11 protein-coding genes are annotated in these 13021 nt (G+C 57.8%); 3 read left to right on the plus strand and 8 right to left on the minus strand.

The window, feature by feature from the left end:
* Nucleotides 1-82: 82 nt before the first annotated feature.
* The 7 genes from F9K07_RS32315 to F9K07_RS20910 all read right to left on the minus strand — a co-directional run bounded on the left by F9K07_RS32315 (nt 83) and on the right by F9K07_RS20910 (nt 8058).
* Nucleotides 83-628 (minus strand): PAS domain-containing protein, encoded by a 546-nt coding sequence (locus F9K07_RS32315; protein ID WP_159595251.1) that lies wholly within the window; start codon nt 626-628, stop codon nt 83-85.
* Between the two features lie 781 nt (nt 629-1409).
* Nucleotides 1410-2615 carry an HlyD family type I secretion periplasmic adaptor subunit gene (locus F9K07_RS20885; protein WP_159595252.1) on the minus strand — a complete coding sequence of 402 codons (1206 nt, stop codon included), beginning with the start codon at nt 2613-2615 and terminating at the stop codon, nt 1410-1412.
* Complete coding sequence (locus F9K07_RS20890; RefSeq protein WP_159595253.1) at nt 2612-4822, minus strand: type I secretion system permease/ATPase; 2211 nt, start codon at nt 4820-4822, stop codon at nt 2612-2614. Before F9K07_RS20890 ends, F9K07_RS20885 begins: the two co-directional genes overlap by 4 nt.
* Complete coding sequence (locus F9K07_RS20895; protein ID WP_236581403.1) at nt 4812-5960, minus strand: TolC family protein; 1149 nt, start codon at nt 5958-5960, stop codon at nt 4812-4814. Before F9K07_RS20895 ends, F9K07_RS20890 begins: the two co-directional genes overlap by 11 nt.
* A 186-nt stretch (nt 5961-6146) precedes the next feature.
* Nucleotides 6147-6596 (minus strand): bactofilin family protein, encoded by a 450-nt coding sequence (locus F9K07_RS20900; protein ID WP_159595255.1) that lies wholly within the window; start codon nt 6594-6596, stop codon nt 6147-6149.
* Nucleotides 6574-7617 (minus strand): M23 family metallopeptidase, encoded by a 1044-nt coding sequence (locus F9K07_RS20905; protein ID WP_159595256.1) that lies wholly within the window; start codon nt 7615-7617, stop codon nt 6574-6576. The genes F9K07_RS20900 and F9K07_RS20905 overlap by 23 nt, the downstream gene beginning before the upstream one ends.
* Nucleotides 7618-7632: 15 nt before the next feature.
* A complete protein-coding gene (locus F9K07_RS20910) occupies nt 7633-8058 on the minus strand; it encodes a bactofilin family protein (protein WP_159595257.1) in 426 nt (141 codons plus the stop codon).
* A gap of 454 nt (nt 8059-8512) precedes the next feature.
* Between F9K07_RS20910 and F9K07_RS20915 the strand changes: the two genes are divergently transcribed.
* Nucleotides 8513-9349, plus strand: coding sequence for a response regulator (locus F9K07_RS20915; RefSeq protein ID WP_159595258.1), 837 nt, complete (start codon nt 8513-8515; stop codon nt 9347-9349).
* 184 nt (nt 9350-9533) lie between these two features.
* Nucleotides 9534-10745: an RNA-guided endonuclease InsQ/TnpB family protein gene (locus F9K07_RS20920; RefSeq protein WP_201451457.1), complete on the plus strand. Its 1212-nt coding sequence runs from the start codon at nt 9534-9536 to the stop codon at nt 10743-10745.
* Between the two features lie 1017 nt (nt 10746-11762).
* Here the strand turns inward: F9K07_RS20920 and F9K07_RS20930 are convergent.
* Complete coding sequence (locus F9K07_RS20930; RefSeq protein WP_159595260.1) at nt 11763-12143, minus strand: hypothetical protein; 381 nt, start codon at nt 12141-12143, stop codon at nt 11763-11765.
* A gap of 494 nt (nt 12144-12637) precedes the next feature.
* Between F9K07_RS20930 and F9K07_RS20935 the strand changes: the two genes are divergently transcribed.
* Complete coding sequence (locus F9K07_RS20935) at nt 12638-12970, plus strand: integration host factor subunit alpha (RefSeq protein WP_236581406.1); 333 nt, start codon at nt 12638-12640, stop codon at nt 12968-12970.
* Nucleotides 12971-13021 lie beyond the last annotated feature (51 nt).

Raw genomic sequence — 13021 nt, forward strand, 5'->3', positions numbered from 1 at the left:
GACCTACATCCAACAGCTCGTCCAGCAGTCGGTCAGAGGGCCAACTGACGGTCGTGGATGCCCACGCAATGTTCTCCTCGTGTCAAGCTACCGTGCTCCTGAATGAAGGTTGACGCATAGCGAATCGGCCCCAGCGGGTTGCGCAATTCGTGGCCAAGCATGCAATGAACTCGTCCATTCGTTTGAGCGAGCGCTCAAGCTCTCGAAGCCGCCTCCGTTCGGTTACGTCCCGCGTGATCTTGGCTAGCGAGGAGGGTGCCATCATCGTCAAGGATTCGACTGATGATATGTTGGCCCAAAAAACAGAGCCGTCCTTGCGCACCCGCCAGCCTTCTTCCTCGGTTTTGCCGTGCAAGCGCGCTCGTGACAGTTGCCATTCCGGCACGCCCTCTGCCACGTCCTGAGAGCGAAAGAAAATGCTGTAAGACTTACCCAACACCTCAGTGGCTCGGTATCCCTTGAGCCGTTCTGCACCTGGGCTCCACGACTCTATGAGCCCATCCGGGCCCAGCATGTAGATCGCGTAGTCGTCGATTGCCTCCACGACAAGCTGGAAACGATCAGCACTTGATAGAGCCGGACGTACTGGAGGAGGCACGTTGGCCCCGCCAGCCGATGATGTAGACATTTCGTTCCATGGTAGGTGCTCGCACCCCGCAGCTGCGATGGGCGAGCTAGCAATGTCGTTCGGATCAGAGCGTGCAATCTATCACGAAAGCCAATTCACACGCGGAAAAACGGTTGCACTTTGAAGGGCGGGCAAGGGGGATCTACTCACGCACTTTGTCTGAGAGGCACCCTCTAGCTATTGGTTCCACGATGTTTCGTCAGCGACGGCCGAAAAGGGCGGAAACGGTCGCTTAAAACGCAAAATGTTTGGATGCGTTTTCTACTAGAAACAGCTTCCACCTGCCTCCAACCGCCTGGAATGTCTGCACTGCTCGTCACACAAATCAGCGGACTCTAACGACGTGGAACCGGGTCCCACGTCAATGCCCGCTGCGCGGGCATTGATGACGGTCATCCCCCGGCTTAGTACTGTTTTGACACATCATCCTCGGAATGCTGAGCACGCCGGACGGGACTCAATCAGATCAACTGCCCAACAGAGTCGCACGAAGACTCCACCACAGTTGGTTCGCAGCTTCCCTAGCCCAGGTCTTTTTGCGGGTTCGAAGCCTTCAAAAGCTGTCGGCCCTGCCAGACGCAGGATGCAGTTTAGTCCGTAAAAGAAGCAGCACGGGGCGTGCGATGCCGTTGGGATGTCGCGTCACTGGTCACGCGAAGCATTCGCGTTGCAAGCGCTCCACGCCGTGGCCGCCCTACTACGAAGTGGTCGTCCGGCCTGAGGTCTAACTCCCCACCGCGTTTCTGTACCCCTACGCCTAACGTAGCGTCACCGGCATTCTTTATCGCTCGCCCAAAGAGTCACCAAGAGTTTTCACGATTGGCTTGGCAAGGTACTGCAATACCGTTCGCTGACCAGTTTTGACCTCGATGGTGGCCGTCATGCCCGGTTGAATCTCCAGCACACTATGTGCCCGTTTGCTGAACTCACGTGAGGTGGTGCGCACCTGCACACGGTAGTACGGGTCCTCACCTTGACGAAGGTTTTCGCTCAAGGTGTCTGCACTGATAAAAATGAGTTTTCCAGGCAGGCCCCCGTAGACGGTGTAGTCGTAGGCATCTATCTTGACGGTCGCATCGAGGCCAAGGGTGAGAAAGGCAATATCCGCAGGTGAAACTTTTGCTTCGATGACCAGGTCATCTTCAAGCGGCACGATTTGCATCACCTCCTCCCCGGGTCGGATGACGCCCCCTTGAGTGGTGATACGCACGTTTTTCACCACACCGCGCAAAGGAGCTCGCAGCTCGGTCTGGTCAAGCTGATTTCGGCGCTGCGCAAGGATCTGCTGTACCCCAGCAAGCTCCTCTTGCGTCTTGTTGAACTCAGCTTGCGCATCTTGGAAGTACTTGTTGCGCTTGTTCGTCATCTGTGCCTGCATATCGGCCACTTGCCGCTGCAGACGCAAAACCTCAGTGCGACTCACGTCACCTGATTGCACCAACGGAAGGTTGAGCGAAAGTTCTTCTTCGACCAGGGATTTCATGCGCCGAATTGCAGTGAGGTCTTCATCAAGCGCAGCCCTCCTCTTGCGAAGCAGATCGTTCTGGCTGCGGCTGAAATCAGGGTAATTCTTTAGCTCTGCCGCATATCGTGGCTGCCCTCCAAAGACCTCTGCTTGCAACCTGGCGAGGGATGCGCTCAGTGCTGCGGCCTTCGCTCTGGTCTCGAGAAACGCAGACTCCGCGCGAGTGCGCTCAATGCGAGCCAGTAGTTGCCCCGCCTCGACTTTGTCACCTTCGCGCACAAGCATTTCCTCAAGCGTCCCACCATCTTGTGACTGAATGAGCTGCGTACGTGAGCTTGCGATGACAGAGCCAGGTGCGCGCGTGACTTGGTCCAGCTCTGCATGCCAGGCCCAGGCGACAAACAATCCGATGCTGAGGAATGTGACCCACATCACCCAACGGGAGCCCCGCAACTGCTCAGACAGCGGCCCCTGGTCGCTTTTCGACCGCTTGTTTGGTTCGAGAAACCAAAGAATTTTCATGACGAGATCTCTTTATGGGTATGCGGGGCAGCCGCAGCGCGTCCGGTAATGGCGTTAGGCGTCTGGCCGCTCAGGCGAGCGAGCACCTGGTCGCGCGGCCCATCCATGACGATTCGGCCTTTGTCAACAACGATGATTCGATGCACATGCGGCAGCATGCCCACCTTGTGCGTTACGACGACCAGAACAGACTCGGGAGGAGCTTCCTGGAACAGGTGTTTCATCACTCGAGACTCAAGCTGCACATCCATGGAGGCCGTAGGTTCATCAAGCAACATCACGCTGGACCGAGCAAGCAATAGGCGAGTGAGGCCCACGAGCTGACGCTGCCCGCCAGAGAGCCCTCGGCCGCCTTCGGTGATCTCCAGCTCCAAACCCTTAGGGTGGCTCTGGATAGCTTGGTCCAGCCCCGTCAGGCGCGCCGCGTTGAAAATCACGCTGTCACTGGGTGTGGGAAGGCCAAGTGTGAGGTTCTCTCGCAGAGTGCCACTAAACAAGCGCACGTCCTGCGGCAAGTAGCCAATGTGCTCTCGCACAAATTCAGGAGCCAGCTGGTCCATGTCCACGCCATCGAGGTACGCGGCTCCGGTCTTTGGCTTGTAGAGACCGGAGAGCATCTTCACAAGCGTCGACTTACCAGACCCTACGGCGCCGAGCACGGCAATGCGCTCTCCCGGCTGTATACGCAAGTCAGCGATTTCCAGAATAGGCTTGTCTTCCCGATACCCAAACGTCGCGCTCTCCAGCCGCAACTGCCCTGCGCACCGCTCGGGTACCACCAAGCGCTGATGGCTGGAACGGTCACTGGGCATTGCCATGATGGCGTCAAGCGACTTCAAGGCAATCTTGGCGTGCTTCCACTGCACCACCAACTGAGGAATTTGAGCCAGCGGGGAGAGTGCGCGCCCACTGATGATGGAGCATGCAATGAGTCCCCCCATGGAGAGTTGGCCTGAACTGATGGCGTAGGCGCCAGCGGCGATTAGACCCACGTAGTTCAGCTGCTGAATCGTCTGCGCGAGGTTTGTGGAGCGGGTGGAAAGGGCCTTGAGCTGAAGCTCACTTGCTGCAATGGTGGCTGTCAGGTCGCGGTAACGGTCCAGCATCTTCCACTCGCCGCCGGCGGCCTTGACTGATTCGATACCGTCCACCGCTTCAATGAGAAGACCGTTCTTACGATTGGACTCTTGCATGTTCTCAGCAGAGAGCCGCTCGATAGACCCCCGAAAGAACAATCCAGCGATCACGGCGACGGGGACCATGACGAGAGGCACGAGCGCCACGGGCCCAGCGATCATGGCCATGACCCCGATGAACATCAAGGCGAACGGGGCATCCGCCAGAATGAACAGGGTTGTCGATGTCATGAAATTCCGCACCGACTCGAAATGCCGAATCTGAGAAGCGAAAGTACCCACCGTGCTGGGCCTTGCATCCATGCGAATTGCCAATGCCTTGTCGAAGAACACACTGGAGAGCTCTTGGTCGATGACCTTGGACGCCCGGTCAACCATGTGCGCACGCACTTGTTTCATGGTGAATTCGAGCACGACCGCTAGCAGTACACCGATTGTCAGAACCCACAGGGTCGAGAACCCCTTCGTTGGCACCACACGGTCATACACCTGCATGGTGTAGAGCGACGCGGTGAGTCCGATGGCACTGATCATGAAAGTCGCGAACACGCCGTCCAGGAAGACGCGCCTGTGCTTTCGAATGGCAAAGGCAAACCAATCCGTAGCAGTTTGCGGGCCGTCTTCTCTTGCGCCTTCAGTACTCTCATCTGCACGCAACGCAAGCAAATGCCCATCTCTGACGTTGGCCTCGTCAATCTCTTGCGAGATCCCGTCCATACCTTCAGTGGAAAAGGCGCCATGACTGAGCCGCCCACGCACAATGCGAACATCTACGCCACTCGAACTGATCCAAAGGAGGGGATAGTCGCCACGCTTTACAACCGCCGGGGTGAGCTCACGAATCTGCGCTCCGCTAAATCGGGCCTTCCACATCTCGCGAGCACGCCGGTGTGGTGCAAGCGTTGCCATCTCAATACCGTCCTGGCTGCGCTCGAGCATGCTGAAGCGAAAAGCCGGCACTGCGTGGCCCAGCAGGGATGCAAGTCGTGATAGCAGGCCAGACAATGCCTGGTCTTGCGGCAATGGTGAGGCGGATGCGTCTAAGGCCTCCACCGAAGTGTTAGCGGACATGATTGGGAATCGGGTTTTGTGCGTTCAGTTGGCCAGCGAGCAAGAGGAGCCGAACTTCCGCGTACAGAATGGGAGACTCAAGATCTGCCAGGGCGTAATAGGCCTGGGTCTTTTCACGTAGAGCATTAAGCACATCGAGCCAGTTCTTGCGTCCAACTTGAAACTGGCGAAGATAGGAGGCAACGATCTCATCCGCCCCGCTGAGCAAGGCTCGCACCGGTTCGACTTGTCGGCCCAAGGCTTGCCGCTCGGACCAGATCGAGCGAACTTGTTGAGTTAGGGTGCGTTCAAGGGCGTCAATGGCATCCAGCGCAGCCTGCTTGCGCGATATGGCCACCTGCACACCCGACATGCTGGACAGGCCAGCGCCGGTCTGAAGCTGTAGCGCCACATAGAGTCGTCCTCGGTCTTCACCTGGCAGCAGGTTTCCAAGACGGGATTGGTAACCAGCCACGACCGTGGGCATCAGCTGAGAACGTGCAAGGTCGATTTGGGCATTGGCGACGGCCACCTGCGCTTCAAGCCGTCGACGCTCTGGCGAGAACGAAAGGGCCGCATCAAGCAAGCTGTCTTCGTTCCAATTGCCAAGTCCGATATGCGGGGGGGGTGCAAGCTCTGCGACCTTGCGACCAACCATCTGCTCCAGAGCGAGACGGGCCGCCTCGATCTGACGCTGCGTCTGGATTCTTTCTGTGATTGCCTGATTCAACCGTGCCGCCGCCTGCGTCTGGTCCGTCGCGGGACTGACCTGAGACTGCACACGTCTTTGGATGATGTCGAACAAGCGCTTATGTTCGGTTTCGCTGGCTCGCGCTGCATCCAAGCGTGACTCCAGGCGAAGAATCTCGAAGAAGGCACCAGCAGTCTGACCGAGCACGTTCTGCTCTATCTCCGCAACTGCCGCTTCGGCTTCACCCACCCCTGCGTCGGCCACTCCAATTCGACTGGTGATTCGTCCGCCGGTCCAAAGTGGCTGCTCCACCTTGATCACCGTCTGAGGACCTCCAGACTGGGTCTGGAGTTCGGTCGTGAGACTAGGATAGCGACCCCATCGGGCACCTTCGAGCTCGTAGCCTGCTGCTCTGGCATTGCTCTTTCGGCTCCGCACATCAGGATGCTGCGTCACGGCCTCGCTCATGAGCGTCCCGAGGTCTACAGGAACAGGCTGAGCGCTCGCGGCTAAGTGCGTGCAGAACATCCCGATCCCGCACGCTGCGACCGTCAGTGAGAACATTCGATTCACATGGAACTCCGGAAAGCGCGACCGGTTGAATGAGGTCGCGGAACAAGGGGAAGGGTGCGGATGGCTTGGGAGATCGCGCCGTCAGACGCCTTCGGCTGCCCGCCACTCGACCTCAGCCTCTACCTGCGCTCCTGAACTGATGGTGATGAAGCGGTAGCTCACCTGCCCCTTGACCTGCGCAGAGGCCGCGATGATCAGCTCGTCGCAAATCAGGACGCCATCAAATCGACCCTTGACGGTCAGGCTGCTGCAAACAAGATGCCCTTCGATGAATCCGCCTGCACCGACATTGGCACTGTCGACCTTCACATTTCCAATCACACCGCCTTCAACGTGGAGGACCCCGCTGGAGTCCAAGTCGCCACGCATCACAAGACCTTCACTAATGATGGAAGGCTTCTCGGCAACCGGAATAGCTTTAACAGCCTTTGCGCCCCACCCACTCACTGGGGCGGCACTTTGAGCAGCAGGCAATGGCGCAACGCGCACATCAGACGCGTTGTCGGACTTAGTTTTTGATCTGCTGAACATAGTTGGCCGTGTGGATTACCCGCAAAGGATCCACCGGGAATCCTCCGACTGAAATTTCAAAATGCAGGTGTTTTCCCGTTGAGGCACCGGTGTTTCCTACCAGCCCAAGTACGGTAGTGATGTCGACTTCGTCACCCTCGGCGACGTTTATCCGGTCAAGGTGGCCATAGAGGCTTTCAATGCCGCGGTCATGACGGACCACAACGGTATTCCCGTAGCCACCATTCATTCGCGCCAAGACCACCTTTCCGGCCTTGGTCGGATAAACCCTGTCATCGTTATGCGGCACTAGGTCGACACCAGCATGAAATCGCGGCTGCTTGATCAATGGATGGGCGCGCATTCCATACTTGGACGTGATGTCATGACCTCCGACAGGAACGCGCGATGGCAAGGCCAACATGACTTCTTTGAGTTCACGATTCTTGGAAGCCTCGTCCGCGAACCGTCCGCTTAGCAACGACCGACTCGACTCGGTTGGCTCAGGCCCAAATCCACCGACCGCTCCGCTGGATTGAATGAGTGTGATAGTTCGCGCTGTCAGGCCCGATGCGTCCAGGCGCGATTTGAGCCCATGATTCTCAGAGGCCAGTCCCTCAGTGGCAATATCCACCAGACTCCGGACCTCGAGATCGCGCTCTCGAATAACACGGGCCAGGTTGAACATGTCATCATCATTCATCTCCTGCACTTCGGGAGTTGAAGCGTCAGCTGTTCCCATAAGCAATGCGCTGTAAATCTCGCGATGCGAGTGCTGCAATCGCAACTTTCCATCATGTTGGACCCGGGCATACGCAAGCAGAAACAGCAACACAAACAACAGTACTGTGGCCAGGATCAAACCACCTCGAACAGCGTAGCGCTGCCACCGTCCCGCAATCGCGTAGTAGCGCAGCTCGCCTTCTTGCTCCAGGATGATGCGAACATCAATGAACTCGCGGCGCCACAACGCAAGTGGAATCGCAGGCACACGCAGAACCCAAGCGGCAGTTGATGCGGTCTTCCGGATCGTATTTAGCATCTGGCTCTACCCGACCTACTCAAGCGCCTTCTCACCCTCATTGAGTGAGACAAGCTTGTCGCCCAACAAGAGCAGTCGATCGTTCAACACAGGGACTTCTTTGGCTTCGGGTTTGCCCTGCCGCAACGCGCCTTGAATGTTTCCACCGCGCTCGACTTCGACTTCGCCATACGCCACATGGCCTTGAATGCGACCACTGGCTCGAACAATCAAGTGCCCGGTGACGAGGAGCTCATCGCGAATCTCGCCCTGAACGTCAGCCTTGCCAACATGAGTCTTCCCAGCAATCGTGCCGGCAAGGCCCAAGGTCAACTCTTCGGCGTATAGCTCGCCTTGAAAATCGCCATGGATGACCGCCCTGCCGGGCACCTTGAGGACACCGCTTATGCTGACGCCCTCGCCGATGACGACGGTGCCCTTTTGATCGTTGCGCTCGCTCATACAAACCCGTTGTTCTTGGAAAAAGGGAGATGGATGCGCTGAGAGCCGTCTTCGCAGAAGACGCCATCCAATGGCGCTATGCGCATCCTTGACAGTAGTACACAAAATGACAAATACAGTATAAGCTCAGTTTTGTGATATTTCGCCATCCAATATGACACAACCAGCAAACCAAAGGAGGTTGGATGACATTTATCACATTGCCCTGGGGAGCAAGACTTTATGCGCGGGGGTCGGCGAGGGGGCACTACGACCTCGGAACGGAGTTCAAGCGTCCACTGGCGCAGATCGAAAAGTGGCCGCCCGCCCCACGCGATGACAGCTCGCAAAACGAAGCATGAGGTGGCTTGGACAGATACTTGGTCGACTTCGTGCAACCGCAGATCGCAAGTCGGTCTAGAGACGCGACCGACCTACCAAAGTGGGCCCAGCCGTTCCAAGCACCGGAGCACCTATGAACATCGCGCGTCGATCGCGACTTCGCCTTTTGGTGGCCGACGACAGCCCCATCAACATCAACTACATGGCCCTGCTCCTTGAGAAGATGGGACATGAGGCAACCTTTTGCTCGAACGGGCTCGAAGCGCTTGCGCTGCTTAAGCAAGAATCCTTTGACGCGGTGTTTTTGGATTACCACATGCCGGGGCTGGACGGCCTGTCCACGGCCAAGACCATTCGAGATGCTCCTGGCTTGCCATCGGAGGTCAAAGTCCTGCTCCTGACGGCAGATGTAGCTGGAGACATCCGAAAGCTCGCACTTGAGGCTGGGATTGACCGCTTTGTTAGCAAGCCGTTGACGATGCAGGACCTCAATCATGCGTTGATTGAATGCGGCTTGCTCGATGAAGAAGTCCCCAACAAAGGCGACAGTCTGGCCGGAGATAGCACATCGTCGACCTTGGGGAGTGCAACCAAGCCATCGCCGCCAGCAATAGATGTTGCGATCTACTATCAGCTTCAGCCCTTCACATCTCGCGCAGCGCGCGCTCACATGGCGGCTATGGTTCTGGCCTCGGATACGGGTTCGCTTGATGCACTCATCAACGACATGGAGCGCGGCAACCAGTCCTCCATTGAGGCCGTTGCGCACAAACTCAAGGGCGCGGCCATGCTGTTGGGCTTGGCTAGTATTGCATGCACTGCAGCGGAGATTGAAAGCTTGGCGGGCCAGCGTCTGCTGACGGACCTCCCCAGTTGGACGGCTACGCTCAGGCGACTGGCTGAACAGAGCAAGGACGAGCTCATGACTCTAGAAGTAGTGATGGAGGACACTCCTGACTCAGTTGCCTGAGATACGCCCCCCACTCCGTGCAACGACGCAGGCAGGATCTGAAGCATTTGAGCGGTGACAACGATGCCGGGCACCGAGGACACCCAATCACCCAAAACGCCAGGAAACCCGGTCCTTCAGGTCCGGGAGCAATGGCGAGAACTGCTTCTCAATAGAGGGCTAAAAGCGGTGCCTAGACACAGGAATGCCCAAACGCTCCTGTCGCCCTTCGTCCGAAACATCACACGCCACGCGGGTGCTGCACTTGCGGCTCAAGGACAGGCACACCGCCCAGCTTCTGAGGATGGCCAGCGACGTGAACTTCGTCTGGAACTACTGTAACGAGCTCTCCTTCAAGGTCTGGGAACGCGAACGACGCTTCATGAGCGGCTTCGACTTCAGCCCCTACACCCGAGGCGCCTCCAAGGAGGGCCTGAGCATTGGCTCGGCTGTGTTCCAGGAGGTCTCCGAAGAGTTCGCCAAGAAGCGCCGTGCCGCCAAGCGCGTGAAACTGCGCTGGCGCGTCTCATCCGGTGCCAGGCGCAGCCTGGGCTGGATTCCATTCAAGGCGCGCTCGCTGACCTACAAAGCTGGACAGGTATCCTTCCAGGGGATGAAGCTCTCCTTGTGGGATAGCTACGGCCTGGCCGACTACGAGCTCGGCGCCGGCAACCTCTGCGAAGACAGCCGCGGCCGCTGGTATCTGAACGTCTGCGTCAAGGTGAAGAAGCAACCTCTCGTGCGTGAGCACGCGCAGATCAAGGTCGACGCCGTGGGCATCGACCTGGGTCTGAAGGACCTGCTGACCACCAGCGAAGGCGAGTTCGTACCGGCACAACGCTTCTACCGGGATCTGGAGCCCAGGCTGGCGGTGGCACAACGAGCCGGCCGCAAGCGCCGCGTGAGGGCTATCCACGCCAAGATTGCAAACCGCAGGAAGGACCACCTGCACAAACTCTCGACCGATCTGGTGCGCACGCACCAGGCGGTCTTCGTGGGCAACGTCAACGTCCAGGCGCTCACCCAGACCAGGATGGCCAAGTCCGTCCTGGACGCCGGGTGGAGCGCATTTCGAACCATGCTGCAGTACAAGTGCGATGACGCAGGCGTGTGGTTCAAGGAGATTGATGAGAAGTTCTCCACTCAGGAGTGCAGCGCTTGCGGCGCGCGCACCGGCCCCAAGGGGCTGGCCGGCCTGAACGAGCGAGCCTGGGACTGCAGCGCCTGCGGCGCTCACCACCAGCGCGACGTGAACAGCGCGCTCGTGATTCGAGGGCGCGGGCTGGCTTGGCTGGAGAAAGAGTTTTCCACGGCGGGGGAGGCGAGAGCCATTGAAGCCGTCGTGAATGAGCGCGGGCCTTCAGGCCTGTGCGCGGTCGGGCATGACCGTCCAGCAGTGGGAATCCCCGTCCTTTAGGGCGGGGAGGATGTCAACATGGATGACTCGCCTACTCCGACGGCCTGAGCCCTGCTGCACCTTCGCTCCGCTGGCAAGGGAGTCAACTTAAAGTCGGCCGAACGACCGCGGCGACCGCGCACTGGGTGGTCACAGGACCACCGGTCACTCGAGCAGGACCACGGCGTCTGACTCCTGCACAAACTCAAATGGCTGAAGGCCGCGGAGAACTTGCTCAACGTTAAGTCGCTGACGGTGGCAGTATTCAACGATGTGCTCTTGACTCTCGGCTCGACCTCGAGCACTACGCCGAAGCTCGAATGCGTGAATTGCTTCGGCTTCACTCGGATTGGTCAACAGGTACGGTGTGTTTGGGTGGCTGCAAGAGCGAACGACGAGGAAGGCGTAGGTGAGGCCGCGCTCTGAGGTGTCACCCACCACGATCTGACGAGGTCGTGCCCTGTCCCATGCCACCTGCCCATGGCGCAACTGCAATGGGGCAGGAATGACATGGAGTCTGTGTTGCACACTGGCCCTGAACGCATAGCCCACGGGCGTAGGTGTTTCAAGCACCACTGTAGCCAGAGGCCTCCACCGAGCCACTGATGCAAGGCAGCTCTCAACTGCAGCCATGTCAAAGCGGCCGTTCTCTGCACGAAAGACAGGTTGCTCCGCAACAATAACCAGATCAGCTCCGGCAAGGGCACGCGCATAGCTGTCAGCAAATTCAATGTTCCTCACAGTACGCCTCAAGAGCTGGTCCAGCTCTGGCTCGCCTGGATACATCGGCAGTCCCGTCAGTCGCCTGGTGGCACGATAAGCACCCGCCTCGCCCAAGAGCACACGGTGATGGCGAGACAAACAGATCGCGCTGGCCAAGGCTTTGGGGCCAGCACCCAGCACTGCGACATTGAGACGTGCCAGATTTGGAAGCATGGGTCAGGCTGCGGTCTGTCCGCTCGCATGTATGGTCATCGCGTCGGATGGCAAACGACCGCGGCACACGAAGCGAGAGAGCAAGTTGAGGTCCATGCCAGCTCAACGAAGGGAGTTCAAGCGATAGACCAATCCGATATCGCGACTTATGTTGTAGTCGCCCGCGGCCATCAGACTGCGGAGGAATACTTGCGCGTGAAACGGAATGGACACTTTCGACTCACCAGCGGCAGCAATGACCGTGCTGGTTGAAAAGTCGATTACTTGATAGGCGTTTTTGGGCAACGCTTTGCGCAACGCCCGATCTGAGAACAACTCGACTTGAATTGACGGAGTCGTAGCCTCACCGTTTCGCGCCGCATCACCACCAACCCCCAGCAGGGCAAGCTCCACCACCGAAGGTTTGCCTGACGTGCTGATGCACAGTACGTCAACATGTCCTCGCACATATTCGGGCTCGCTTAGCGGCAAGCTCTTGGCCATCGCTCCGATTTTTACCGACGTGATAGTGCATGTCACTGGGGCGTTGGCAAGTGCCGCCGACGGTATCAGCAGTGGCAGCCAGACTGCCAATTTTGCAAGACGTTGAATGAAGCAGCTCATTGGACTTTGCAATACGCACAAGTAGTAAGGGCGCGCTCTCGGTCGCGAGCCCGCTAGGGCCGCAAGGCCCTCGACGCGACTGACGCTCCCGGTTCACATGGAATCGAGATGGCAAATAAATGCGTCTCTGCTACCGTGTGCGTCGACCTTGAGTCAACTTCAGTTCTTTGCCAGGACACAGGAGCATCAGCAAGAATTGAGTAGGTTACGGCAGTTTTAAATGATAAACAACATTTAAACTATCAAAATCGTCACTCCGTCAAAATAGTCACACTGTATGTTGCTTGTGTCCGTCCAGGCAGGACATTCAGAGTCGACGGTGAATAGAAATAATTGCCTAGTAGAGGTGTTTGGGATTCTTTGTGGTTACTTTCATGGACAGCCTTGAGGTTCCGTCACTCACCAAAGCCATGGTCGTAGAGGTTTTGGCTACTCGCATGGATGTCAATACGCGGGCGTCCGGTGAGCTTGTGGAAGCGTTTTTTGAACTGATCCAGGAACGACTTTGCAGCGGTGAAGATGTGAAGCTCGTTGGATTTGGACACTTCGACGTTAGGAAAAAGGCAGCCAGAGTTGGCCGCAATCCAAGGACAGGTGAGGCCGTCCTCATCTCCCCTCGTCAGGTGGTGACGTTTTCCGCCAGTCCCACACTCAAGAAGCGATTGGCGTCGGGACGCACAACGGAACCGACATCCCACACGTCGTGACTTCAGTTGGGACGATCCTGCACGAGAGCCCGCTCATGCAACTGAAAGGGC

The sequence above is a fragment of the Hydrogenophaga sp. BPS33 genome, assembly GCF_009859475.1.
GTDB lineage: Bacteria > Pseudomonadota > Gammaproteobacteria > Burkholderiales > Burkholderiaceae_C > Hydrogenophaga.